Origin of the sequence: Intestinimonas sp., assembly GCF_026169115.1 — a bacterium.
Classification (GTDB): domain Bacteria; phylum Bacillota; class Clostridia; order Oscillospirales; family Oscillospiraceae; genus Intestinimonas.
Genome location: NZ_JAPFEA010000120.1, coordinates 1 through 25,478, shown reverse-complemented (window position 1 = coordinate 25,478; position 25,478 = coordinate 1). Strand labels below are relative to the sequence as shown.

The 25,478-nt window shown below is 61.7% G+C and carries 27 protein-coding genes; 26 read left to right on the top strand and 1 reads right to left on the bottom strand.

Annotation, left to right across the window (positions count from 1 at the left end):
- The 6 genes from Q0Y09_RS10475 to Q0Y09_RS10450 all read left to right on the top strand — a co-directional run.
- A partial coding sequence (locus Q0Y09_RS10475; protein ID WP_297721152.1) for a DUF4253 domain-containing protein occupies window positions 1–1,042 on the top strand: 1,042 nt, incomplete at its 5' end.
- Window positions 1,043–1,057: 15 nt separating this feature from the next.
- Window positions 1,058–1,921: a CbrC family protein gene (locus Q0Y09_RS10470; RefSeq protein WP_297721150.1), complete on the top strand. Its 864-nt coding sequence runs from the start codon at window positions 1,058–1,060 to the stop codon at window positions 1,919–1,921.
- Window positions 1,914–2,228, top strand: a complete 315-nt coding sequence (locus Q0Y09_RS10465; RefSeq protein ID WP_297721148.1) for a hypothetical protein — start codon at window positions 1,914–1,916, stop codon at window positions 2,226–2,228. The genes Q0Y09_RS10470 and Q0Y09_RS10465 overlap by 8 nt, the downstream gene beginning before the upstream one ends.
- 66 nt (window positions 2,229–2,294) lie before the next feature.
- Complete coding sequence (locus Q0Y09_RS10460) at window positions 2,295–2,465, top strand: hypothetical protein (protein WP_297721146.1); 171 nt, start codon at window positions 2,295–2,297, stop codon at window positions 2,463–2,465.
- Between the two features lie 27 nt (window positions 2,466–2,492).
- The gene (locus tag Q0Y09_RS10455; protein WP_297721144.1) at window positions 2,493–4,076 is read left to right on the top strand and encodes a recombinase family protein; all 1,584 of its coding nucleotides are present in this window, start codon (window positions 2,493–2,495) and stop codon (window positions 4,074–4,076) included.
- Between the two features lie 60 nt (window positions 4,077–4,136).
- Window positions 4,137–4,487 (top strand): recombinase family protein, encoded by a 351-nt coding sequence (locus Q0Y09_RS10450; RefSeq protein WP_297721142.1) that lies wholly within the window; start codon window positions 4,137–4,139, stop codon window positions 4,485–4,487.
- 31 nt (window positions 4,488–4,518) lie between these two features.
- On the opposite strand, the gene Q0Y09_RS10445 is transcribed toward Q0Y09_RS10450, so the two are convergent.
- A complete protein-coding gene (locus Q0Y09_RS10445; protein ID WP_297721140.1) occupies window positions 4,519–4,686 on the bottom strand; it encodes a hypothetical protein in 168 nt (55 codons plus the stop codon).
- Between the two features lie 132 nt (window positions 4,687–4,818).
- On the opposite strand from Q0Y09_RS10445, the gene Q0Y09_RS10440 reads away from it, so the two are divergent.
- The 20 genes from Q0Y09_RS10440 to Q0Y09_RS10345 form a co-directional block, all read left to right on the top strand.
- The gene (locus Q0Y09_RS10440) at window positions 4,819–4,950 is read left to right on the top strand and encodes a hypothetical protein (protein WP_297721138.1); all 132 of its coding nucleotides are present in this window, start codon (window positions 4,819–4,821) and stop codon (window positions 4,948–4,950) included.
- Between the two features lie 63 nt (window positions 4,951–5,013).
- Window positions 5,014–6,591 carry a recombinase family protein gene (locus tag Q0Y09_RS10435; protein WP_297721136.1) on the top strand — a complete coding sequence of 526 codons (1,578 nt, stop codon included), beginning with the start codon at window positions 5,014–5,016 and terminating at the stop codon, window positions 6,589–6,591.
- A gap of 236 nt (window positions 6,592–6,827) precedes the next feature.
- Window positions 6,828–9,506 carry a translation factor GTPase family protein gene (locus tag Q0Y09_RS10430; RefSeq protein ID WP_297721154.1) on the top strand — a complete coding sequence of 893 codons (2,679 nt, stop codon included), beginning with the start codon at window positions 6,828–6,830 and terminating at the stop codon, window positions 9,504–9,506.
- Window positions 9,507–9,560: 54 nt separating this feature from the next.
- Window positions 9,561–10,502 (top strand): M23 family metallopeptidase, encoded by a 942-nt coding sequence (locus Q0Y09_RS10425; RefSeq protein ID WP_297721134.1) that lies wholly within the window; start codon window positions 9,561–9,563, stop codon window positions 10,500–10,502.
- A 3-nt stretch (window positions 10,503–10,505) separates the two neighbouring features.
- A complete protein-coding gene (locus Q0Y09_RS10420) occupies window positions 10,506–11,090 on the top strand; it encodes a site-2 protease family protein (RefSeq protein WP_297721132.1) in 585 nt (194 codons plus the stop codon).
- Window positions 11,091–11,222: 132 nt separating this feature from the next.
- The gene (rplS, locus tag Q0Y09_RS10415; RefSeq protein ID WP_297721130.1) at window positions 11,223–11,564 is read left to right on the top strand and encodes a 50S ribosomal protein L19; all 342 of its coding nucleotides are present in this window, start codon (window positions 11,223–11,225) and stop codon (window positions 11,562–11,564) included.
- A gap of 155 nt (window positions 11,565–11,719) precedes the next feature.
- Entirely contained in the window at window positions 11,720–12,592 is an 873-nt protein-coding gene (ylqF, locus tag Q0Y09_RS10410; RefSeq protein WP_297721128.1) for a ribosome biogenesis GTPase YlqF, read from the top strand.
- Window positions 12,579–13,202: a ribonuclease HII gene (locus Q0Y09_RS10405; RefSeq protein WP_297721126.1), complete on the top strand. Its 624-nt coding sequence runs from the start codon at window positions 12,579–12,581 to the stop codon at window positions 13,200–13,202. Before ylqF ends, Q0Y09_RS10405 begins: the two co-directional genes overlap by 14 nt.
- Window positions 13,199–13,567 carry a YraN family protein gene (locus tag Q0Y09_RS10400; protein ID WP_297721125.1) on the top strand — a complete coding sequence of 123 codons (369 nt, stop codon included), beginning with the start codon at window positions 13,199–13,201 and terminating at the stop codon, window positions 13,565–13,567. Before Q0Y09_RS10405 ends, Q0Y09_RS10400 begins: the two co-directional genes overlap by 4 nt.
- A gap of 2 nt (window positions 13,568–13,569) precedes the next feature.
- Window positions 13,570–14,505, top strand: a complete 936-nt coding sequence (locus tag Q0Y09_RS10395; protein ID WP_297721123.1) for a dipeptidase — start codon at window positions 13,570–13,572, stop codon at window positions 14,503–14,505.
- On the top strand, window positions 14,493–15,980 hold the full coding sequence (gene thrC / locus Q0Y09_RS10390; RefSeq protein ID WP_297721121.1) for a threonine synthase: 1,488 nt from the start codon (window positions 14,493–14,495) through the stop codon (window positions 15,978–15,980). Before Q0Y09_RS10395 ends, thrC begins: the two co-directional genes overlap by 13 nt.
- Before the next feature lie 21 nt (window positions 15,981–16,001).
- Window positions 16,002–16,691 carry a metallophosphoesterase gene (locus Q0Y09_RS10385; RefSeq protein WP_297721119.1) on the top strand — a complete coding sequence of 230 codons (690 nt, stop codon included), beginning with the start codon at window positions 16,002–16,004 and terminating at the stop codon, window positions 16,689–16,691.
- Between the two features lie 110 nt (window positions 16,692–16,801).
- A complete protein-coding gene (gene tig, locus Q0Y09_RS10380; protein ID WP_297721116.1) occupies window positions 16,802–18,202 on the top strand; it encodes a trigger factor in 1,401 nt (466 codons plus the stop codon).
- An 87-nt stretch (window positions 18,203–18,289) separates the two neighbouring features.
- Entirely contained in the window at window positions 18,290–18,880 is a 591-nt protein-coding gene (gene clpP / locus Q0Y09_RS10375) for an ATP-dependent Clp endopeptidase proteolytic subunit ClpP (protein ID WP_297721114.1), read from the top strand.
- A gap of 139 nt (window positions 18,881–19,019) precedes the next feature.
- A complete protein-coding gene (gene clpX, locus Q0Y09_RS10370; RefSeq protein ID WP_297721112.1) occupies window positions 19,020–20,336 on the top strand; it encodes an ATP-dependent Clp protease ATP-binding subunit ClpX in 1,317 nt (438 codons plus the stop codon).
- A gap of 58 nt (window positions 20,337–20,394) precedes the next feature.
- Window positions 20,395–22,806, top strand: a complete 2,412-nt coding sequence (lon, locus tag Q0Y09_RS10365; protein WP_297721111.1) for an endopeptidase La — start codon at window positions 20,395–20,397, stop codon at window positions 22,804–22,806.
- Window positions 22,807–22,818: 12 nt separating this feature from the next.
- On the top strand, window positions 22,819–23,418 hold the full coding sequence (gene yihA, locus Q0Y09_RS10360; protein ID WP_297721109.1) for a ribosome biogenesis GTP-binding protein YihA/YsxC: 600 nt from the start codon (window positions 22,819–22,821) through the stop codon (window positions 23,416–23,418).
- Window positions 23,415–24,173 carry a fumarylacetoacetate hydrolase family protein gene (locus tag Q0Y09_RS10355; protein WP_297721106.1) on the top strand — a complete coding sequence of 253 codons (759 nt, stop codon included), beginning with the start codon at window positions 23,415–23,417 and terminating at the stop codon, window positions 24,171–24,173. Before yihA ends, Q0Y09_RS10355 begins: the two co-directional genes overlap by 4 nt.
- A 67-nt stretch (window positions 24,174–24,240) precedes the next feature.
- The gene (locus Q0Y09_RS10350; RefSeq protein ID WP_297721104.1) at window positions 24,241–24,966 is read left to right on the top strand and encodes a tyrosine-protein phosphatase; all 726 of its coding nucleotides are present in this window, start codon (window positions 24,241–24,243) and stop codon (window positions 24,964–24,966) included.
- Between the two features lie 22 nt (window positions 24,967–24,988).
- Window positions 24,989–25,478: site-2 protease family protein (locus Q0Y09_RS10345; protein WP_297721101.1), on the top strand; the 490-nt coding region annotated here is incomplete at its 3' end.

The following is a 25,478-nucleotide window of genomic DNA, read 5'->3' as shown; positions in this document are numbered from 1 at the left end:
CTGTCTGTTCTCTGTGCTGTTCAATCAGCAAGGCCGTGCCTTTGCAGGCTATTACTACGGAGAGGGCGACAGCCCCTACTATCCTGCCGATGTTGACGACAACGCCCTCCGCTTCTTCGGCCCGGAGCGGTATCACTCTGATGAGTTCCAGGATGAAGCCTACCTGTTCATCCCCTTTGACGAGGACTACTATCAGGCTATGGCAGAGGTGATCGGGGAACGGTTTGAAAACTGGCAGGGACAGGACTTCGACGAGGACACGCTGGAGCCCTCTGAGGTGGCCCAGGCCATCATGGAGTATCTGGACTGCGAGTGTACCTATTTCCCATCCATGGCAGATGATGACCCCATCATGTCGGCATATAGCTACGCCAAGCGGGAAAGTCTCAAAGAGGGCTTTGTACCGGTACTCATCAAGGCGGATGATGAAACGCTGTTGGAGTGTCTGGTAATGAACGCCGATCCGGAGCATGATGCGGACTGCTACGAATTTGACCTCAAAGCGGTAACGGAGTACCGGAAGAAGGTGCTCTCCGCTCCCATCAAGGACGGAAAGGCGGTTTTGGAGGAATTGACCGGCCAGCGCAGGGAAGAAGCCGAGGACGATGATCTGGACTGGGAGGAAGAAGTCCTGGGCGAGATGGAGGGCGGCTATGACAATGACCGCTTCTCCTGCTACTGGGATTCGGATAGTCACATGACCTACCCCCTCATTTTGGCCAAGATCCCGGTGAAGAACCCCTGGGAGATCTTTGCCTACCTGCCCTTCGGAAACTGGAATGAGTGCCCTGACACGCCGGAGCTGATGGCAGTGGCGAAATACTGGTTCGCGCAGTATGGCGCGGTGCCTGCGGCCATGAGCCACGATGAGCTGGAGTTCCTGCTCCCGGCCCCTGTTTCCCAGGAGAAGGCCATGGAGGTCGCGGTGGAGCAGTACGGCTTCTGCCCGGACGTCGTGGACCAGGAGCAGGATGATCCCACTGTGGGCAATCTGGCGGATGTGCTGCGGCAGTCCACCGTCTGGTACTTCTGGTGGGATTGATGGGAGATGCGCCCGATGACAGAATACCAGAAAACCTACATCGAACTGAAAAAGCAGTTTTCCGCAACCGACGGCGGCCCGGACAGTGTCCGCGCCCTCTATGCCTTTAAGGAGGAACTGGAGCAGAGCGGGGACCAGCAGGCCAAGGAAGTGCTGGTGGATGTGTATGACCTCCTGGACTTCAAGAAGGATGCCTATGAACTGCTCTGCCAAATTGGAAATCGTTCCGACAAGAAGACCCTCAAGCGGCTGGGTGTCTTGAAGGACTATGCGGAGAACTGGGGGAACCACTATGCCCTCCCCAAGCCCAAAACGCCGGAGGAAACACAGAAAGAGAAGGAGCGGCGGACCCTGCTGGGCCTACCCGCCTTCCGGTATCACCCGGACCCTCTGGACACCGGCGCTTTTGAGGCGTCCAAAGAGGGCGTTGTCTGCGACTGCTGCGGCAAGACGACCCATATTTTCTATACCAATCCATTCTTTTCCGTGGAGGATATTGCGTATCTGTGCCCGGCGTGTATTGCCAGCGGCGAAGCGGCCCGGAAATATGACGGCAGCTTTCAGGATGATTACTCTGTGGATGATGGCGTAGACGACCCGGAAAAACTGGACGAGCTCATCCACCACACCCCCGGCTACTCCGGCTGGCAGCAGGAATACTGGCGGGCCCACTGCGGCGACTACTGCGCCTATCTGGGCCATGTGGGGGCCAGAGAACTGCGGGCGCTGGGTGTGCTGGAGGATGTGCTGGACGATCCAATGTGGGACGGGGAGCAGAAGGAAATGATCCAGGAATCCGTCAACGGCGGGCATCTGCAATGCTATCTGTTCCAGTGCCTCCACTGCGGAAAGCACATGGTCTGGATGGATTTTGATTGAGGAGTTTTCAAAAGGTAGGATACAAGCAATGAAAACTAAAACGCTGACCATTCAACTGAATGATGAACAACTGCCCATCCTCCCAGTGGAACCGGAAGCTCACCTCTCCTTTACCACTCATGCCGATGGAAATGAATTGGAGTTAACGGGAAACCGGACGGGGCTGCTTCTATTGGCGAAAGCCGCTCTTGGTATGGCGGAAACCATTCGTGAGGATGGATTTCATATCCATTTGGATGACCTGTATGGCATCAACGCCGAGGGAAAAAGCATCCTGATCCGAAAGGAGGAACAATCAAAACCATGATTGAAAAAAACTTTCTCAACCCCGCCACAGATAAAAGGAACAATATTTAATTAAGGAGGAATCCACATGAATTACGATTCGAGCAAACAAAGCCTGACAATGGAAACGGCGGAGTGCAAGGTGATTATTTCTTTTTCTGTGACGCCCAAGGAGGCCAGCATCTGGCACTATGTTTGCGCTGCACTGACCCAGCACCCCACGGCTCCTGTTCAATTAGAAAATGCTACCTTAGAATAAAGATATCAAACAGAAAGGAGCATTACTATGAACCGAGCCTATTGCCTTTATCGTGTATCCGACCGAGGACAGGTGGAAAAGAATGATATCCCTATGCAGAGAATTGCCTGCCAGACCTTTGCTCAGGAGCGCGGCTGGGAGATTTTAAGAGAATTCTCTGAAAAGGGCGTCTCCGGCTATAAACTGACTATGCGGGAGCGGGATGCGGTCATGGAGATCCGTGAAGATGCCATGGCGGGAAAATTTGATATCCTACTGGTCTATATGTTTGACCGCATCGGACGGCGGGACGATGAGACGCCTTTTGTGGTGGAATGGCTGACACGGAACGGCATTGCTGTCTGGAGCGTCTGTGAAGGGGAGCAGCGCTTTGACAACCACGTAGACAAGCTGACCAACTATATCCGCTACTGGCAGGCTGCCGGTGAGAGTGAGAAGATCTCTGAGCGCACCCGTACCCGGATCCGGCAGCTGACGGAAGAAGGCTGTTTTACCGGGGGACAGTGTCCCTATGGCTACCAATTGGTACGGGGAGAACGGTTGAACAAAAAGAAACAGGCACTGTACGAGCTCCAAATCTGCGAGGAAGAGGCCCGGGTGGTGCGGGTCATTTTTGACAAGGCAGCCCGAGAAGGACTGGGCAGCCAGCGCATCGCCAAATACCTCAACAGTCAAAACATCATGACCCGCAAAGGAAAGCGGTGGAATCAGGCATCTATCTTTCATATGTTATCCAGCAAACGATATCTGGGTTATCTGCAGAAAGGTGGTGTAGAGTCCCCGAGGCTACCACACCTTCAAATCGTAGAGGATGCGATTTTTACACAGGTACAGGAACTGAAAGAAAGCCGAAACCGAAAGGAGAACAATATGAATACTATTTCTGCCCCCAGACACGGAAAAGCTTTGTTGAGCGGTCTGACCTACTGCGGCCATTGCGGCGCTCGCATGAACAGCACCATCCATCGGAAGGAGTACCGCCGCAAGCGGGATGGGTCACTCTATCGCCGGGATGTGCGGCTCTACCGTTGCAATGCCAGCGTGGAGGGGGAAGCAACGGCCTGCGATGGTCCCCGGACCTACCACGCCGAGCGTGTGGAAGCGGCGGTCAAAACTGCGATTTCCGCCTTGCTGGAGCAACTGGAGGCACTGCCTGCAGAGACCATTCTGGAGTACAAATATCAAATCGCACTTCAGGAGCGGCGGGATGCCTACCAAGCGGCGCAACAGCATTTGTCCGAGAAGGAACAGGATCGGGAGACCCTGCGTGGCGAGGTAGCTCGGGCGATCCGCGGAGAGAGCTCCTTTGGGGTATCTCTTCTGCAGGAACTTTTACAAGGAACAGAGGTGGAAATCGACAAAGCCAGAGAGTGGTTGTATGAGCTGGAGGCCAAGGTCCAAAATGGAGAACAACTGCGCCGGGAAATCGAGATCAAGCAGCGAAAATACTGTGGACTGAACCAGATTTTCCGCAGCGGAACACTGGAGGAACAAAAAATGCTGCTGGCTATCGTTGTGCAGCGGATCGACGTGCGGCGTGATTATGAACTAAATATTCAACTGTCACCGGATTTTGAGCGGTTCCTGGATGGACTGATCGAAATACGGTGATTTTTTCGGCAAAATCTTCCTGACCTATATGAAATAATGAGACAGAAAGGAGTGATTTGGATGGGAAACAGCCGTGCGGCACTTTACTGCCGGGTAGATGGTGGAGGAGATCGCGAGACATACCAGAGAGCCTTGTCCGCGCAGCGCGGCAAACTGGAGGCCTTTGCACGGGAGTATGGGCTGGAACCTGCCCAATATTATGAAGATGCGGGATACTCCGGATGTGACCTGACTCGGCCCGGTCTGAACCAGATGCTGGCGGACTGGAAAGAGGGAAAGTTTGACACGGTACTGGTGATAAAACGGACACGCCTGTTTCGAGGCAGTCTTTGGGAGGAACCGAAGTGGCCGTTTCCCATTCTGTCGGCGAATCAGCTGGAGTGGGCGCCATATTACAGACAAAAGCGGTGAGGCTTAGCCTCACCGCTTTTCCTTCCAGCATTCATAACATTGCTGTTGCAGAGCTCTCAGATAGCGTTGGAAAAGGAGCAAACACGAAGTCAGATGTTTCCACCACATCTGGGGACGAGAGGGGTGGTTTCTTCTGATTTTCCTCAGCCTTTGATTCCATCCGCAGACGCATGATTTCCTTTTCCATTCTTGAAAACATTTTACCACCTCCTTTACTTTCATTGTAAAGAAAAGAGAAAATTCTGTCAATCTGCATCGAACTGTGTCGGGTCAGGAAAGGACCACCTCATTGCCGCATAGACTTTCACAAACCAGAAAGGAGGGAATGCCAGTGAAAAAGGATGGACAGGTGCCGGTCGTCCATTGTTTTTTCACAGAAGAAGGAGAAAAGCTGCCGGAACTGATCGCAGAATGTCTGCGGCTTTTTATAGAGAGAAATCTCCAAAACGGGGCAAAAATTTGACAATATGGCCGCGAAATGTTATCATATTCATGATGAATGGCCGCTTATCTCAGGAGGTATAGCATGTACTTAGAGATAAGCAACCCCATGGACTATCATGCGGCTTTATACATCAGACTATCAAAGGAGGATGAAAACGAGGGACCATCACAGAGTGTCCAGAACCAGGAATCCCTGCTGCAAGAATTTGTTCAGCAGCACCGGCTGAGTGTCTATGACACCTATGTAGATGACGGATTCAGCGGCACCAGTTTTGACCGTCCCAGCTTCCAGCGGATGATTGGTGATATTGAAACCAAAAAGGTCAACATGGTCATCACCAAAGACCTTTCCCGTTTGGGACGTGATTATATCATGACCGGCCACTATATGGAGCGGTACTTCCCGGAACACCGGGTGCGGTACATTTCCCTGCTGGACGGTATCGACACCGGCGTGGACTCTACCGCCAACGACATCACCCCATTCCGTGCCATCATGAACGACATGTACGCCAAGGACATCTCCAAGAAGATCAAGAGCGTCAAGCGGGATAAACAGCGGAAGGGGCAGTTCATCGGCGGCAAGCCCATGTATGGGTACAAGATGCACCCCACCGAGAAAAACAAGATCGTCATTAACGAGGAAGTGGCTCCGGTGGTGCGGCGGATCTTCGCACTTGCCCTCTCTGGTATGAGCTGCCGCAAAATTGCGACTACGCTCAACGAAGAAGGTATCCCCACACCGGCTATCTATTGCGGCTGGAAGGTCGGGAACCCTGGCCCCTACACTGGACTGTGGAGCAGCGAGCGGATCTCCGAAATGCTGAAAAACGAGACCTATATCGGCAACATGGTGCAGGGGCGCAGTGTAAAGATCAGCTACAAATCCCAGAAGTGCCTGCGGCAGTCGCCGGAAAACTGGGTGGTGGTAGAGGGGACCCATGAGCCGATTATTGACCCGGAGACCTTTCAAAAGGTACAGCTGCTGGTGAACAGCCGCAAGCACACCCGAAGCCGGACCTATGACTTTCTGCTGAAAGGCCTGATCTTCTGCCACGAGTGCGGCTATCCTATGGCAGTACTCAACCGTAAAAATGCCGCCGGGGAGGATCGCCTGTTCTTTGTCTGCCGAACCTATCAGCGATTCACTAAGGCGGGCGTTTGCACCTGTCATTCCATCAAGGAAGAAACGGTGAATGAAGCGGTATTCGCCAAGGTGCGGGAAGTCTGCCGGGCCTATCTGCATCCCAATAAGCTGTGCCCGATTGCGAAAGAAGCCGTGGAGAACGCCAGCAAGGCGGCCAGCTGTGAAGCGGAGATGCAGGCACTGCAATCGAAAATTACCGCTCTGACCACCAACCTGGATCAGATGTATATGGACCGGCTGAACGGACTGCTCTCGGAAGAGGACTTCCAGCGCATCTACCAGAAGGTCAAGATGGACCGCACCGTTTTGGAAGGTCGGCTGAAGAGCTTGCAGGAACAGGCAAAGCAGCCGGTGAACACGGAAGAAAAAGCCAGGGCACTGGTAAAACAGTTTCTGGACTCGGCTCTCACCAGCCGGGAGCTGCTGGTCAGTCTCATCGAACGGGTGGAGCTGACCGAGGAAAAAGAGATCATCATCAAATTCCGCTTCCATGAATTGGAGGCGATTTCTTAGAGGGCATCGTTTACAATAGGCGTGTCGCTATGTATCCCGCATCGAAAAGCGGGCCCTGGAGAAGCTGAAGGCGGCGCTGGAGGCGGGGGAGGGCGCGCCGGGGTAACGCCGGAGCCCAAGGATCGGCCCGCCTGTGGTCCGCCGCCTGAAAATGGAATTCTGCTGCGGCGTCTCGACGAACCCCCTTCCCGTGTGCTATACTAAACAGGATTCATGCGCGGAAGGGGACGGTTTCCATAGGAGTACAGGAGGCGGAAAAGGCCAAAAAATACATTTGTACGGGTCTGTTGGCCCATGTGGACGCGGGTAAGACCACCCTCTCCGAAGCCCTGCTCTACCGGAGCGGCGCCCTGCGGCAGCTGGGCAGGGTGGACCATCAGAATGCGTTTCTGGATACCGACCCCATCGAGCGGGAGCGGGGCATCACCATCTTCTCCAAGCAGGCGGTACTGCCTCTGGGGGAGACCGTCATCACGCTGCTGGACACCCCGGGTCATGTGGACTTCTCCAGTGAAGCGGAGCGGACCATGGGGGTGCTGGACTATGCCGTCCTGGTCATCAACGGCAGCGACGGCGTCCAGGGCCATACCATGACGCTGTGGCGGCTGCTCAAACGCTACGGCGTTCCAGTCTTCCTCTTCGTGAACAAGATGGACCTGTCCGGGACAGACCGGGCGGCGCTCCTGAAGGACTTGAGAGCAAAGCTGGATGATGGCTGCGTGGACGTGGGAGACGGGACCGATGACGCATGGCAGGAGGAGGCCGCCATGGCCGACGAGACCGCCATGGAGACCTATCTGGAGGAGGGAAAGCTGTCCGACGCGTTTTTGACCGGACTGGTGGCGGAGCGGAAGCTCTTTCCCTGCTGCTTCGGCTCGGCCCTCAAGCTGGAGGGAGTGGACCGCCTCCTGGACTGCCTGGACCGGTACACCCGGCAGAAGGCGGCGCCCGCAGCGTTTGGGGCCCGGGTCTTCAAAATCGCCCGGGACGGACAGGGCAACCGTCTGACCTATCTGAAAATCACCGGTGGGGGCTTGAAGGTCAAGACCCTCCTGACCGGCCCCTCCGGGGCCTGGGAGGAGAAGGTGGACCAGATCCGGATCTATTCCGGCGAGAAATTCCAGGCGGTGGAACGGGCGGAGCCGGGCATGGTGTGCGCCGTCACCGGGCTGAGCCGCACAAAACCGGGGGAGGGCCTGGGCTTCGAACCTCAGGGCGAGGAGCCCGCCCTGGAGCCGGTCCTCGCCTGTCAGGTGCTCCTCCCGGAGGGTCAGGACCCCTATACAGCCATGGCCAAGCTCCGGCAGCTGGAGGAGGAGGACCCGCAGCTCCGGCTGGTGTGGAATGAGCAGCTCCGGGAGATCCACCTTCAGCTCATGGGGCAGATCCAGCTGGAGGTCCTCCGGCGGCTGGCCCTGGAGCGGTTCGGCCTGGCGCTCTCCTTCGGGCCGGGGAGCATCGTCTACCGGGAGACCATCGCAGCCCCGGTGGAGGGGGTGGGACACTATGAGCCCCTTCGGCACTATGCGGAGGTCCATCTGCTGCTGGAGCCCCTGCCCCGGGGGAGCGGCCTGCGCTTTGGTACCGTCTGCCCGGAGGACACTCTGGAGGGGCGCTGGCAGCGGCTGATCCTCACCCATCTGGCGGAGAAGGCCCACCTGGGCGTGCTCACCGGGTCGCCCATCACCGACCTGAGCATCACCCTGACGGCGGGGCGTGCTCACGAAAAGCACACCGAAGGGGGCGACTTCCGTCAGGCTACCTACCGTGCAGTGCGCCAGGGCCTTATGGCGGCGGAGAGCATCCTTCTGGAGCCGTGGTACGATTTCCGGCTAGAGCTCCCCGGCGAAGCGGTGGGACGTGCCATGTCCGACCTCCAGCGCATGGGGGGAGAGGTGGAAGCGCCGGAGCAGAGCGGAGCGGAGACGGTGCTCACCGGAGCCGCCCCCGTGGCCGGGCTGGGCGACTATGCCCAGGAGGTGACGGCCTACACCCGGGGCAAGGGCCGCCTGAGCTGTTCCTTCCGGGGCTATGCCCCCTGCGGGAATCAGGCGGAGGTGGTGAAGGCCGCCGGCTATGACCCGGAGCGGGATTTGGAGAATCCGGCGGATTCTGTCTTCTGCGCCCACGGCGCGGGCTATGTGGTGAAGTGGGACGAGGTCCCGGCCATGGCCCATGTGAGCAGCGGGGTGGAGCTTGCGCCGGAGGAGGAAGCGCCGGATGCAGTCCCGTCTGGCGGGACCCGGCGGAGCTGGACCGGCGGGCTGGAGGAGGACAAGGAGCTCCAGGCCATCTTTGAGCGGACTTACGGCAAGGTGAAGCGGGAGGCATTCCGCCCCGCCCCCAAGCCGGCCCGGACCAGTCTGGACGGAGAGAAATACCGCATTCTGGAGCGGGAGCGGGGGCCGGAATACCTGCTGGTGGACGGGTACAACATCATCTTTGCCTGGGAGGAGCTCAAGGCGGTGGCCCAGGACAACCTGGACGCCGCCCGGCAGACGCTGATGGACCTGCTGAGCAACTATCAGGGCTTCCGCAAATGCGAGGTCATCCTGGTCTTCGACGCCTATAAGGTGCCGGGCAGCACCCGGGAGGTCTCGCGCTACCACAATATCCACGTGGTCTACACGAAAGAGGCGGAGACAGCGGACGCCTACATCGAAAAAACCACCTTTGAGCTTGGAAAGCAGAAGCACAGGGTCCGGGTGGCTACCTCGGATGGGGCGGAACAGCTCATCATCCTGGGACACGGGGCCCTGCGGCTGTCGGCCTCCATCTTCCGGCAGGAGGTGGAGCAGACCATGGGGCAGATCTCCGCCATTCTGGACCGGAACAACCGGCGGGCGCGCACGACGCCGGTGCGCTGCGCCATGGACAGGGCCATCGCGAAAAAGAAAGGCGCGGGACCGTCATAACCCACTGCCCGTCCGAATAGGATAGGACGAACAGCAGGACGGGAGGGGACGGCCATGGAGGGCGCACGGCATTGGGAGGACACGGCCCGTCGGACGGCGGACCGGCGGCGGAGCGCGGGACGCGCCCGGCGGGACAGGCGGAGCGTGGCTCTGGCGCCCCGGGAAAAGCGGCGGCTCCTGCAGCTGTGCGTGTGCGCCGTCCTCTTCCTGGCCGTTTTCTGGGGGCGGAACGCCTTCCCGGAGGGGATGGAGGAGGTCCGTGGAGAGCTGCTCCAGGTCCTTCGGGCGGATACGGATTTCAAGGCCGCCTTTGCCAGCCTTGGCCGGGCGATGGACCGGGAAGAGGGGAGAGAGGAGGCCGTCGCCCAGGCGTGGCGGTCCATCCTCGGGTTGAAGGAGGCGGGATGGCATCCCTGGGTCTTTGACCACCGGGGCAATGCCCTTTACCGGATCGAGGCGGCGCGGCTGTCCTCCTGCGCCGGCAGGCTGGTGCTCCCGATTGAGAAGACTGCGCCGCCGGATGACGCAGCTGCTCTGCCGGAACCGGAGAGCGGGGAACCGGTGGATACAGAGACGGCGGAGCCGGAGGCCGATCCACTGGGCGTGGGAGGGACCGCCGCGCCGGTGATGGCGCCGGTCTCCTCCGGCTTTGGGCTTCGTGAGCACCCCATCGAGGGCGGGGAGAAGTTCCACAACGGCCTGGACCTGGCGGCCAACTACGGCTCAGCCATCGGCGCCTTTGCCGCAGGGACAGTGGACTATATCGGGGAGAGTCCGGCCTATGGCCAGTATCTCCAGCTTGCCCACGCCAATGGTGTGACCAGCTTTTACGCCCATTGCAGCCGCCTGTGCGTCCAGCCGGGCCAGAAGGTGGCGGCGGGGGAGAAGGTGGCCGAGGTGGGGGACACCGGAGAGGTCACCGGGGCCCACCTCCACTTTGAGATCAAGGTGAACGGGGAGCGGGTGGACCCTGCGGACTACATCGAAACGGAGTAGGCCGTGGAGGTGGTGCGCGGCGTGACCTGCACCCCGGGCTTCCTGCTGCTGGGGGCGGTCCTGGCGCTGCTGGACGGGGAGGGCGTACTGCCCTGGGCCCTTCTGGCCGCCGCCGTCCATGAGCTGGGCCACTATGTGGCCGTCCGACTCCTGGGAGGAACTGTAAAGGAAATCCGCCTGACGATTTCCGGCGGGGAGATGGTCCTGGACCGGCGGCGGCCCCTGACCTATGCCGGAGAACTGGCGGCGGTCCTGGCGGGGCCGGGGGCCAGTCTGGCCCTGGCCTGGGGGGCGCTCCGGCTTGGGGAGCCGGGCTGGCTGCCGGCGGGGCTGAGCCTGTGCCTGGGCTGGTTCAACCTGCTGCCGGTGTGGCCCCTGGACGGCGGCCGGGCCCTTCTGATGATCCTGTCCGGGTTTCTGCCCCACGACCGGGCGACGGCTGGGGTGCAGCTCTGCTCGCTGGCTCTGGGCACGGGCCTGCTGGCGGGCGGCGTCAGCATCCTGGCCAAAGGCGGCGGTGCCACGCTGGCCCTGATGGGGGGCTGGCTCCTCTGCTGTCAGATCGGAATGGGAAAAATGGAAAAATAGACTTGCTTTTTTTTCGCCGGCATGGTATCATATTTTGGCTTTGATAAAGGGTGGTCCTCTGCGGTGCCGGTCCCAAAGAGCGGGGCGGCGCTGTGAGCCGGTATGACCGCCTATAAACAGGAGGAAGTAAAAATGGATCTCATGCAGAATTTCAATGAGAAGTACCTGAAGGCCGAGCCCCCCAAGGTGGAAGTGGGCGACACCGTTCGGGTGCACATCAAGGTCAAGGAAGGCAACCGTGAGCGTATCCAGGTCTTTGAGGGCACTGTGATCGCCAAGAAGCACGGCGGCATTGCCGAGACCTTTACCGTCCGCCGCGTCTCCTACGGCGTGGGTGTGGAGAAGGTCTTCCCCGTCCACTCCCCCATCATCGAGAAGATTGAGACCGTTCGCTCCGGTAAGGTGCGCCGGGCCAAGCTCTACTACCTGCGTGACCGCGTGGGCAAGAGCGCCAAGGTCAAGGAGAAGCTGTAAGAAAATCCAAACGGAAAAGGAGCGGTTCGCCGCTCCTTTTTTGTATTCTTCATCAAAAAGACGACAGGACTCTTTTCATTTTGCCGGAATGTGTTGTATAATGACTTCTATATGACGCCTACGGGACGTGACAAGGGAGAAAGGAGCGGGAGGGCTTGAACATCCAATGGTATCCCGGCCATATGACCAAGACCCGCCGGATGATCGAGGCGGATCTGAAGCTGGTGGATCTGGTGGCGGAGGTCATCGACGCCCGCATCCCCCGGTCCAGCCGCAACCCGGATATCGACGAGCTGGTGGGGCGGAAGCCGCGGCTCATCGTGCTCAACCGGGCGGACCAGGCCGATCCGGCGCAGAATCGGGCCTGGAGCAAATGGTTCCGGGACCGGGGCTGCGCCGTGCTGGAGACCGACAGCAAGACGGGCGCCGGCGTGGCCCAGTTTTCCAATGCGGTGCGGGAGGCGCTGAAGGAGCAGATCGCCCGGTGGCGGGAGAAGGGCCAGGTGGGCCGCCCCGTCCGGGTGATGGTGGTGGGGGTGCCCAACGTGGGCAAGTCCACCTTTATCAACAAGGTGGCCAGGCGTAAATCGGCCAAGGCCCAGGACCGGCCCGGCGTGACCCGGGGCAAACAGTGGGTGGCTGTGGATGCCGGACTGGACCTGCTGGACACCCCCGGCATCCTCTGGCCCAAATTTGAGGACCAGGAGGTGGGCCGCCGTCTGGCCTACACCGGGGCCATCAAGGACGACATCATGGACGTGGAGAGTCTGGGCTGCGCGCTGATGGAGGAGCTGGCCGCCCGGTATCCCCAGGCCCTGACAGACCGCTACAAGCTGTCTCCTGAGCCGGACACCCCCGGCTGGGAGCTGCTGGAGGCGGCGGGGCGGAAGCGTGGCTTCCTCATCTCCGGGGGCGAGGTGAACCTGGAGCGTATGGCCAGGGTGCTGCTGGACGAGTTCCGGGGCGGCAAGCTGGGACGCTTTACCCTTGAGACGCCGGAAGGAGCCGGGGACCATGGAGCAGATTGATCTCTGGGCCCTGGAGGACCGGTACCGCCGGGAGGGCGCCAGACTGATCTGCGGCGCTGACGAGGCGGGCGCGGGGCCCCTGGCCGGCGCTGTGTATGCCGCGGCGGTGATCCTGCCCTGGGGCTGGGTCCCGGAGGGGCTCAACGACTCCAAGAAGGTGACCCCCAGGCAGCGGGACCGGCTCTTTGACGAGATCCGGAAAAGGGCGGTGGCCTGGGCGGTGACCTCGGTGGACGCCGCCGAGATCGACGCGCTGAACATCCTGACGGCCCGCCTCCTGGCCATGGACCGGGCCATCCGGGCCCTGGACCCGGCGCCGGACTTTGCCCTCATTGACGGGAATCGCGACAAGGGGATCTCCTGTCCACGCATTGCAGTGGTGAAGGGTGACAGTCTCAGCGCCAACATCGCAGCCGCCTCCATCCTGGCCAAGGTGAGCCGGGACCGCTACATGGAGGAGATGGCCAAGGTCTACCCGGAGTACGAGTTCGAGCGCCACAAGGGCTACCCCACCAAACGCCACTATGAGCTGCTGCGGCAGTATGGGCCCTGTCCCATCCACCGGAAGAGCTTCCTCAAAAAGTTCTATGCCGGGGGCGGCGCGTCATGACCGGGGGAGACCGGCGTTTGCTGGGCCGCTGGGGGGAGAGCCAGACTGCCGACTGGCTCCGGGCCCGTGGCTGGCGGGTGGTGGCCGCCGGCTGGCGGTGCCGCTTTGGCGAGATCGACCTGGTGGCAGAGAATGACAAGTATATTGTCTTTACAGAAGTGAAGCTGCGGAAGAACGCCGCCTTCGCTCCGGCCCGGGCCTTTGTGGACCGGGGAAAGCAGGAGCGGATACGCACGTCGGCCCAGCTCTATCTGCTGGAGCACCCGACGGAGCTCCAGCCCCGGTTTGACGTGGCTGAGGTCTATGCCCCGGAGGGGACGGCCACCCGGAAGCCGGAGATCAATTACATAGAGGATGCGTTTTAGCCATGGATCTCTTTGACGGACACTGTGATACCATATTGAGATGTTATCTGCACGGCGGGGGGCTCCGCCGACAGGAGGGCCACCTGGATCTGGAGCGGCGGCGGGGAAGGGGCCGGTGGGCCCAGTTTTTTGCCGCCTTTGGCTCCCCGGAGGATATGCCGGGCCGGTCCCTGTGGGAGGTCTTCCTGGAGGAGTACGCCCTCTTCCGCAGTGAGCTGGACGCCAACGCCGACCTGGCGGAGTTCTGCCGGACGGGAGCGGAGGCGGAGGCGGCCTTTGCCGCCGGGAAGACGGCGGCCTTCCTGTCCGTGGAGGGCGCGGAGCTGCTGGACTGCGACCTGGACAAGCTCCGGCTGGCCCATCGGATGGGGGTCCGGGCGGTGAACATCACCTGGAACCACCCCAACGCTCTCTCGGGCACCAATGCCGAGGAGAAGGACAGGGGGCTCTCGGAGCGGGGCCGCGCCTTTGTAAGGACCATGGGGGAACTGGGGATGCTGGTGGATGTGTCCCACCTGTCCGACCCCGGCTTCTGGGATGTGATGGAGGTGACCGACCGTCCGGTGGTGGCCACGCACTCCAATGCCCGGGCCGTATTTCCTGATCCAAGGAACTTGACCGACGCGCAATTTACTGCCATAATAAACACCAACGGAGTGGCCGGCCTCAACATGTACGCCGGCTTCCTGGGCGAGGATCCCGACTTTGATACGGTGACCTCCCACCTGGAGCATTTCCTTGCTCTGGGCGGCGAGGACCATGTGGCGATGGGCGGGGACTGGGATGGGATCACCCGTATGCCGCGGGGCATGCAGGGCATCCAGGACGTGGAAAAGCTCTGTGAGCACCTGCTCCGGCGCAATTACAGCGAAGGACTGCTGGAGAAGGTCTTTTATTCTAATCTGATGAGGGTCGTGAACGAAGTATGCAATATGTAAGCACGAGGAACAAAAATCAGAAATGCAGCGCGGCCCAGGCCATCGCCCAAGGGCTGGCCCTGGATGGCGGTCTGCTGACCCCGGAGGTGCTGCCCAAGCTCTCTCCCAATGGACTCAAGACCATGACCGACATGTCCTACCAGCAGAGGGCAGTCTTTGTGATGGGGTCCTATCTGGACGATTTCACGGCCTCCGAGCTCTCCAGCTTTGCCATGCGGGCCTATGGGCCCGACAAGTTCGACACCAAGGCGGTAGCCCCGGTGCGCCAGCTGGACGAGAAGACCTACTGTCTGGAGCTCTGGCACGGGCCCACCTGCGCCTTCAAGGACATGGCCCTCCAGATGCTGCCCCATCTGCTCTCGGCCTCCCTGGGGAAGACGGAGGAGCAGAAGACGGCCTGTATCCTGGTGGCCACCTCCGGCGACACCGGAAAGGCCGCCCTGGAGGGCTTCAAGGACGTGGAGCGGACCCGTATCCTGGTCTTCTACCCCAAGGATGGGGTCTCGGAGATCCAGCAGCTCCAGATGCAGACCCAGGAGGGGGACAATGTTGGGGTCTGCTCCGTGGTGGGCAACTTTGACGACGCCCAGACCGGCGTCAAGCGCCTGTTCTCCGACGCCGCTCTCCGGGATACCCTGGCCGGCCGGGGCTACTTCTTCTCCTCGGCCAACTCCATCAACTGGGGGCGCATCCTGCCCCAGATCGTCTACTATGTCTCCGCCTACTGCGACCTCCTCAGAGAGGGGAAGGTCCAGAAGGGGGACCCCATCAACGTCTGCGTGCCCACGGGCAACTTCGGCAACATCCTCTCGGCCTACTATGCCAAGCAGATGGGGGTACCCATCCGGAAGCTCATCTGCGCCTCCAACCAGAACAACGTCCTCACCGATTTCATCAAGACCGGCGTCTATGACCGGAACCGTCCATTCTATAATACCATGTCCCCCTCCATGGACATCCTCATCTCCTCCAACCTGGAGCGGATGCTCTTTGAATTCACCGAGCGGGACGACGTGGCCGTAAAGGAGTACATGGCGGCCCTGGCCGCCGAGGGGCGTTACGAGGTCAGCGACAAGGTGAGAAAGCACCTGGATAAGAATTTTGCGGCCGGCTGCTGCGGCGACGCCGAGACCCAGGCCATGATCGCAAAAATGTGGAAGGACAGAGGCTACCTCATCGACACCCATACCGCCGTGGCCTTCCATGTGCTGGAGGAGTACCGCCGGGAGACCGGAGACGACACCCCCGCTGTGGTGGTGTCCACCGCCAGCCCCTTCAAGTTCTGCGACAGTGTGCTGGGCGCGCTCGGCGTCACCGAACTGGCCGCCGGTACCGCGCTCCTGGATCAGCTCGCCCAGGTCACCGGGGCGCCTGCGCCCGCCCCTCTGGCCGGCCTGAAGGGGAAGGAGATCCGGTTCCAGACGGTCATAGAGAAGGAAAACATGGCCGACCGGGTGCTGGAGATGCTCCAGTAAGGGAAAGAAGGAGGCGGAGCCATGGCTCTATTCGCCCTGGGCGACCCCCATCTCTCTCTGGGGGCGGACAAGCCCATGGATATCTTCGGCGGCGCCTGGGAGGGATATGTGGAAAAGCTGGCCGCCGGCTTCAGCGCGGTGGGCGCGGAGGACACTGTGGTCCTGTGCGGGGATATCTCCTGGGGCATGAGCCTGGAGCAGGCCAAACCGGACTTCGCCTGGCTGGACGCCCTGCCGGGGCGGCGGAAGCTGCTCCTCAAGGGCAACCACGACTACTGGTGGACCACCGCCGCCAAGATGAAGCGTTTTTTTGAGGAGAACGGATTCCACACCCTGGACATCCTCCACAATAACTGCCACTTCTATGGGGAAATCGCCCTGTGCGGTACCCGTGGGTGGTTTTACGAGGAGGACCAGCAGGGACACAATGAAAAGGTCTTCAACCGGGAGCTCATCCGGCTGGAGGCGTCGCTGAAGGCGGCGGGGGAGAGGCCCAAACTGTGCTTTCTCCACTACCCGCCTCTCTACCAGGGCTACTCCTGCCCCGAGATCCTGGCGCTGCTGGAGCGGTATGGGGTGGAGCGATGCTTTTACGGACATCTCCACGGGGGCAGCCACCGGCTGGCCATCGAGGGGGCCCGGAACGGCGTGGAGTACCGGCTGGTGGCTGCGGACTATCTGCGGTTCACCCCGAAGCTGGTCCTTCCCTGAGCACCGAAAGAAGAATTTTTCCGATTTTGAAAAAAAGAGTGGAAAAGTCGGAAAAGATTTGGTAGTATAAATAAGATTCTGATATCACACATTCAGGAGGAAGTAAGTAGATGAACGTCAAGAGTAAAGAAAATCAGGAGAACAGCGCAGTCGAGCTGGTTATCGAGGTGGGCGCCGAGGAGTTTGAGGCCGCGGTGGACAAGGTCTATCGGAAAAACCGTAAGACCATCGCTGTCCCCGGCTTCCGGAAGGGTCACGCCCCCCGGAAGATCATCGAGGGTATGTACGGCTCCGGCGTGTTCTATCAGGACGCCATCGACGAGCTCTATCCTGCCGCTTATGCCCAGGCCGTGGAGCAGGAGGGTCTGGACCCTGTGGCTTATCCCAAGGTCGAGGTCCTGGAGGTGGGCAAGGATGGCTTCACCTTCAAGGCCCTGGTCACCGTCCGTCCGTCCTTCGAGATCGGCTTCTACAAGGGCCTGACCGCTGCCAAGGACGAGGTGGAGGTCACCGCTGAGGACGTGGAGAACGAGCTCAAGCCCTACATCCAGCGGGCCACCCGTCTGGTGAACGTGGATCGTGCGGCCAAGGAGGGCGACACTGTCCTCATCGACTTCGAGGGCTTCAAGGACGGCGTGCCCTTTGATGGCGGCAAGGGCGAGAACCACGCCCTGGAGCTGGGCTCCCACTCCTTCATTCCCGGCTTTGAAGAGGGCGTGGTCGGCATGAAGCCCGGCGACGAGAAGGACCTGGACGTCACCTTCCCCGAGGAGTACACCCCCGAGCTGGCCGGCAAGGCCGTGGTCTTCAAGGTGAAGGCCCACGAGGTGAAGGAGCCCCAGGCCCCTGTGGTGGATGACGAGTTTGCCAAGGATGTGTCTGAGTTTGACACTCTGGAAGCCTTCAAGAAGGACCTGGAGACCAAGCTGCGGGAGCGCCGTGAGCACGCCGCCCAGCACGCCTTCGAGGATGCCGTCACCGAGGCCCTCATCGGCGAGCTGAAGGTGGAGCTGCCCCAGGCCATGATCGACTTCCGGGGCGACCAGGTGCTCCAGGAGTACGCCGACCGTTTTGAGCGCCAGGGCCTGCCCTTCCAGCAGTACCTGCAGATGACCGGCCAGACCCTGGACGCCATGCGTCAGCAGGCCAACGCCGCCGCCGAGCACCAGATCAAGATCGAGATGGCGCTGGACGCCGTGGCCGCCGCCGAGAGCATGACCGTGACCGACGAGGAGCTGGAGACCGAGTACAAGGCTCTGTCCGAGCAGTACGGCATGGAGCTGGACCAGGTCAAGGCCGCCGCCGACGCCGAGGACGTGAAGGCCACTCTGCTGCGCCGGAAGGCCATGGAGCTGGTGAAGGCCGAGGCCAAGGCGGAGAAGCCCAAGAAGACCGCCAAGAAGAAGGCCGCCAAGGAAGAGCCCGCCGCCGAGGGCGAGGCCGCCCCCAAGAAGCGCGCCACCCGGGCCAAGAAGGGCACCCCTGACAAGGCCGAGGAGTCCGCGGAGTAAGGAATAACCTTCCTCCAAACGGGCATACTGTTCAGCGTATACTGTTTTCCGGCCCCGGCGGGCCGGCGAAAAAAGGAGATCTTATTTATGTTCCAATCCAGCCTCGTACCTTACGTGGTGGAGCAGACCAACCGGGGAGAGCGGTCCTACGACATCTTTTCCCGGCTGCTCAACGACCGGATCATCTTCCTGGGGGAGGAGGTCAACGCCACCACTGCCAGCCTGGTGGTGGCCCAGCTCCTCTACCTGGAGGCCCAGGACCCGGACAAGGACATTCAGTTCTACATCAACAGCCCCGGCGGCTCCGTCACCGACGGCATGGCCATCTATGACACCATGCAGTATGTCAAGTGTGACGTGTCCACCATCTGCATCGGCATGGCCGCCAGCATGGGTGCTTTCCTGCTCTCCTCGGGCGCCAAGGGCAAGCGATTTGCCCTGCCCAACGCGGAGATCATGATCCATCAGCCCTCGGCGGGCACCCAGGGCCAGATCACAGACATGGCCATCCACCTCAAACGGTTGGAGGTCATCAAGAAGCGGATGAACCACATCCTGTCCGAAAACACCGGTAAGCCCATCGAGGTGGTCACTGCGGACTGTGAGCGCGACAACTTCATGTCCGCGGATGAGGCCGTCTCTTACGGTCTCATCGACAAGGTCATCACCAGAAAGTGATGTGAGCCGCTCCTCATCGGAGCGGATGGGAAAGGGGAGCGGAGACCAAGGACTCCGCTCCTCTTGACCGCGTTTACAGGGCATGGCGCGCCATGCCCAAGCCTGCGGGCCGCTGTGCCCGAACAAAGAGGTGCGACCCATGCCTAAAAATGACGATAAGCGGTCGGTCCGCTGCTCCTTCTGCGGCAAGCATCAGGAGCAGGTGGCCCGGATCATCGCCGGCCCCGGCGCCTATATCTGCAACGAGTGCGTTCAGCTGTGCATGAGCATCCTGGACGACGCCGGCGACGAGCCTGTTGAGGAGCGGACCGATATCCCCGACGTGATCCCCACCCCCCGGGAGATCCGGGATGTGCTGGACGAGTATATCATCGGCCAGGAGGCGGCCAAGGTGGCCCTCTCGGTGGCGGTCTACAACCACTACAAGCGCATCTACTTCGGCGGCGGGGACGATGTGGAGCTTCAGAAGAGCAACATCCTCCTCATGGGCCCCACGGGCTGCGGCAAGACCCTCTTTGCCCAGACTCTGGCCCGGATCCTGAAGGTGCCCTTCGCCATTGCCGACGCCACCACCCTCACCGAGGCCGGCTATGTGGGCGACGACGTGGAGAACATCCTGCTGCGGTTGGTCCAGGCCGCCGATTATGATATCGAGCTGGCCCAGCGGGGCATCATCTATGTGGATGAGATCGACAAGATCGCCCGGAAGAGCGAGAATACCTCCATTACCCGGGATGTGTCCGGCGAGGGCGTGCAGCAGGCGCTGCTGAAGATCCTGGAGGGTACCGTGGCCAATGTGCCCCCCCAGGGCGGGCGCAAGCACCCCCATCAGGAGTTCATCCAGATCGACACTAAAAACATCCTCTTCATCTGTGGCGGCGCCTTCGACGGCATCGACAAGATCATTGAGCAGCGGCTGGACAAGAAGGCCATCGGCTTCGGCGCGGAGATCGAGAGCAAGAAGACCCGAGACGTGTCGGAGCTGCTGCGGGAGATCCAGCCCCACGATCTGCTGAAATTCGGTATTATCCCCGAGCTGGTTGGCCGACTGCCGGTCATCACCGCCCTGCAGTCCCTGGGGAAGGAGCAGCTGGTGCGCATCCTCACCGAGCCGAAGAACGCCTTGGTGAAGCAGTACAAGAAGCTGCTGGAGTATGACGAGGTGGAGCTGGAGTTCCAGCCCGAGGCCCTTGCCGCCGTGGCCGAGAAGGCCATCGAGCGGGGCATCGGCGCCCGTGGGCTCCGGGCGGTGCTGGAGGAGGTCATGACCCAGGTCATGTACGATGTGCCCTCGGACAGCGCCATCGCCAAGGTTATCATCACCCCGGCCTGTGTCACCGACCGGGCACAGCCGGAGCTGATCCGGGACCCGGACCGGCCCGCCCGTCCCCGTCTGGGCGGCGCGGCCCTCCGGGCGGAGCACGGCGGCCTGCGGACCCAGAGCAACGTATCTTAAACAAAGCAAAAACAGGACGGGGGGCGCCTCCGTCCTGTTTGTTTTTAGGAAGTGATCCATGATGACCATTGAAGCCAATACCATTACGACCATGCCGGTGCTGGCCCTCCGGGGACTCACCATCTTTCCCAGCATGCTCCTACACTTCGACGTGGGCCGGGGGGCCTCCATCAAGGCCCTGGACGAGGCCATGAGCGAGGGACAGCCCATCTTCCTGGTGGCCCAGCGGGACCTCACCGTGGAGGAGCCGGGGGAGATGGACCTGTTCCATGTGGGCACCGTCTCCACCGTCAAGCAGATCCTTCGCCTGCCTGGGGACAATGTGCGGGTCATGGTGGAGGGCTCCACCCGGGGCCGGCTGGTGAGCCTGGGGAAGACCAGCCCCTTCCTCCAGGGGGAGGTAGAGGTGCTCCCCGTGCCGGAGCACACCCGGAACACCCCCAAGACTGAGGCCCTCATCCGCAGTACTTACGAGCTGTTTGAACGCTATGCCGAGCTCTCTCCCCGCATGACCGGGGACGTGCTCATCAGCGTGCTCTCCAGTGAGGACCCCGGCTATATCGCCGATTATATCGCCCAGAACATCGCTATGCGGGCGTCGGACAAGCAGGCCATCCTGGAGGAGCTCCATCCGGTGCGCCGCCTCACCAAGCTGGCCCATGCTCTGGGACGTGAGGTCGCCATTCTGGAACTGGAGCAGGAGGTCCAGACCAAGGTGCGGGAGCAGCTGTCCGACAACCAGCGGGACTATGTTCTGCGGGAGCAGCTCAAGGTCCTCCGGCAGGAGCTGGGGGAGAGCGAGGACGGGGACAGCGAGCAGGACGAGTACCGTGCCCGCATTGCAAAGGCCCACCTCCCCCAGGAGGCGGCTGAAAAGGCGGAGAAGGAGCTCTCCCGGCTGGCCAAGCAGCCCTTTGGCTCTGCGGAGGCCACCGTCATCCGGAACTATCTGGACGTGCTGCTGGACCTGCCCTGGAATAAGCACACCCGGGAGCGCACCGATGTGGCGGCGGCCAGAAAGATCCTGGATGCCGACCACTATGGGCTCCAGAAGGTGAAGGAGCGCATCCTGGAGTTCCTGGCCGTCCGTCAGCTTGCGCCGGAACTCAAAGGACAGGTCCTCTGTCTGGTGGGCCCGCCGGGCGTGGGCAAGACTTCCATCGCCATGTCGGTGGCCCGGGCCACCAATCGGAAGCTGACCCGGATCTCCCTGGGCGGCGTCCACGATGAGGCCGAGATCCGGGGCCACCGGAAGACCTATGTGGGGGCCATGCCCGGCCGCATCATCGACGGCATCCGCCGGGCGGGCAGCTGCAACCCGCTGCTGCTGCTGGACGAGATCGACAAGCTGGCCTCCGACATCCACGGGGACCCGGCCTCCGCCCTGCTGGAGGTGCTGGACGGGGAGCAGAACGGCACCTTCCGCGACAATTTCCTGGAGGTGCCCTTCGACCTGTCCCAGGTCTTTTTCATCACCACCGCCAATACCACCGACACCATCCCTCGGCCCCTGCTGGACCGGATGGAGGTCATTGAGCTCTCCAGCTATACCGATGAGGAGAAGCTCCAGATCGCCAAGGAGCACCTGCTGCCCAAGGAGCGCAAGCGCCACGGCCTGAAGAAGACCCAGCTCAAGCTCACGGACGACGCCATCCGAGCCCTCATCACCGGCTACACCCGGGAGTCCGGCGTCCGGGTGCTGGAGCGCCGCATCGCCGCCCTGTGCCGTAAGACCGCCATGAAGATCGTCTCCGATGGCGTGAAGCAGATTTCCTTGACGGCTTCTGATCTGGAAGGCTTTCTTGGCCCGAAGACCTACCACCCGGACCACCGGGAGACCGGCAGTCTGGTGGGCGTGGTCAACGGCCTGGCCTGGACCCAGGTGGGCGGCGAGATGCTCCAGGTGGAGGTCAATGTGGTGCCCGGCACCGGCAAGGTGGAACTCACAGGCAATCTGGGCGACGTCATGAAGGAGTCGGCCCGGGCCGCCCTGAGCTATATCCGCAGCCGGGCCCAGCGCCTGGGCATTGAGGAGGACTTCTATAAGACCAAGGACCTCCATGTCCACTTCCCGGAGGGGGCCGTGCCCAAGGACGGGCCATCGGCGGGCATCACCATCACCACCGCCATGGTCTCGGCCCTCACGAATACGCCGGTGCGCCAGAATGTGGCGATGACCGGCGAAGTGACCCTGCGGGGCAGAGTGCTGCCCATCGGCGGCCTGCGGGAGAAGACCATGGCCGCCCTGCGCAACGGCATGAAGACGGTGCTCATCCCCGCGGACAATGTGGGGGACCTGGAGGAGATCGACCAGACCGTCCGGGCGGCATTGAAGTTCGTGCCGGTGGAGCAGGTGGACCAGGTGCTCTCGGTGGTCCTGGAGACAGAGGGGACCCGAACTCTGCCGGACCTGGAGGCCATGTCCGAGCCCGCCCAGGGAACGGTGCGGGCCCTGGACCTCAAGCAGTAAGGGGGAGACGCCATGATTAATCTGCAAATGGCGGAGTTCATCCGCTCCGCGGCCAAAAAAGAGGACTTCCCCCGGGATGGGCTGCCCCAAATCGTCTTCTCCGGCCGCTCCAACGTGGGCAAGTCCTCGGTCATCAACCGCCTGCTGGGCCGGAAGAACTTTGCTCGGGTGGGCAGCGCGCCGGGCAAGACCACCCACATCAACTACTTCAAGATCGACGGAAAATTCTATCTGGTGGACCTGCCGGGCTACGGCTATGCCAAGGTCTCCCAGGCGGAGAAGGCCCGGTGGGGCCGGCTCATCCAGTCCTGGTTTGACGACCCCACCCTCATGACGCTGGGGTGCATGCTGGTGGACGCCCGCCACAAGCCCACGGCGGACGACTGCACCATGGGGACCTGGTTCAAGGAGACCGGTCGGCCCTTCGTGGTGGTGGCCAACAAGCTGGACAAGCTGAAAAAGAGCGAGATCGAGCCCAATCTCCAGCGCATCCGGGATACTCTGGAGCTGGACGAAGCTGTAAAGGTGATCCCCTTTTCCGCGGAGAAGGGAGACGGCCGGGACGCCCTTCTGGGGGAGCTGGCCGCACACATTGGGGAGGGATTCCGATGAAATATGTCAGGGCAGAGCGGATGGGCAAGGTCCGCTGGGGCGTGCTGGACGGCGAGGTGATCCGCACGCTGAAATATCCCCCCTACGCCGGGGAGACCGAGTACTATGACGGTAAGACCTGGGCGCTGGAGAACTGCCGGCTCCTGGCCCCCTGCGAGCCGGGAAAGATCGTGTGCGTGGGGAAGAACTACCGGGACCACGCCGAGGAGATGGGGGAGGGGGTGCCCGAGAAGCCCATCCTGTTCATCAAGACCCCCAACTGCGTCAACGACCCGGAGGGGGAGGTCCACGCCCCGGACTTCGTGGAGCGGCTGGACTATGAGGGGGAGCTGGCTGTCGTCATGAAGCGGCGGGCCAAGGACCTGAAGCCCGACGAGGTGTGGAATTACATTCTGGGCTTTACCTGCCTCAACGACGTCACCGCCCGGGACATCCAGAAGGGGGACGGCCAGTGGACCCGGGGTAAGTGTATGGACGGCTTCGCCCCGGTGGGACCGGTGGTCACCGACGAGGTGGATCCCACCGACCTGCTGCTGGAGACCCGGCTCAACGGGAAAACGGTCCAGTCGTCCCGAACCTCCCGGCTCATGACCGGACTCCCCGAGCTGCTGGCCTTCATCACCGCCTCCATGACCCTGGAGCCGGGCGATGTGGTGGCCACCGGGACCCCTGCCGGCATCGGCCCCATGAAGCCCGGCGACACCGTGGAGGTGGAGATCGAGGGCGTCGGGGTCCTGCGCAGCCGGGTGGTGTAACCGGGTCTGCCTTGTGCTTTTGGGCGCAGGCTGGTATAATGTCGAAAAGACGAAGGGGGGCGGCGGTATGCTGCGGCACATTCCCTTAGGCGGGATGCACAACCTGCGGGATCTGGGGGGATACCCCGTCCCCGGCGGGGAGACGGCCTGGGAGCGGCTGCTTCGGGGGGACAACCCGGAAGGGCTGACGGAGGAGGACCTCCGGTGGCTCCTGGACCGGGACATCACCACAGTGGTGGACCTGCGCAGCGAGGCGGAGGTGGGGCGCAGGCCCGACCAGATCTCCGGCCACCCCGATTTTCACTGCTTTCACTGCCCCCTCCTGGCGGAGGGAGACGGCATGCCCAATCTGGAGACGGATGTGGGGGCGGGCTATTTTCGGATGCTGGAGGGGAGCGGGCTGGTGGCCCGCGCCCTGCGTACGGTGGCTGCCGCACCCGGCGGGGTCCTGTTCCATTGCACGGCGGGGAAGGACCGCACCGGCCTGATGGCCGCCCTGCTGTTGGGGCTCGCCGGCGTGGAGCGGACGGATATCTTGGCGGATTACCAGGTGTCCGAGACCTATCTGGCCCGCATCATCCGGCAGATCAAAGCCAGAGTGCCTACGCTCCCCGCCTTTGCCGGCGCGTCAAAGGCGGAGTATCTGGACCAGTGTCTGGATCTGTTGGAGGAGACATACGGCTCCATCCCTGCGTACCTTCTGGCCATCGGCCTGGAGGAGAAGGAGCTGGCCGCCCTGCGGGGGAAGCTCCTGCCGGCGGACGTTGAAAAAGGAGGCGCCGCGCGTGGGTAGTTTTTCCAATTTTGCACAACATATGAACTGGGCGGGGCTCATTGACCTGCTGCTGTCGGTGGCGGCTATCCTGCTGTGCCTGACTGTCCATGAGACCTGCCATGGTCTGGCGGCCTGGGCCCTGGGAGACCCCACCGCAAAGCGGCTCCATCGCCTCTCCCTCAACCCTCTGCGGCACATTGACCCCTTCGGCGCCCTCATGATGCTGGTGGCCGGCTTCGGCTGGGCCAAGCCGGTGCCGGTGGACCCGCGGTATTTTCGGAATCCCAAGTCGGGCATGGCGGTCACCGCCCTGGCGGGCCCTCTCTCCAACCTGCTCATGGCCTATCTGGCGCTGCTGCTCCGTGCCGTCCTGCTGGCCTTTTACCGGCCGGGCGCAGTCGTTCTGGAGGGAGCGGTGGGGTTCTGTGAGACCCTGGCCGTCCTCAACGTGGGTCTGGGCCTTTTCAACCTGATCCCCTTCCCGCCGCTGGATGGGTCCAAGGTGCTGGGCGCCTTTCTTCCCGACCGGG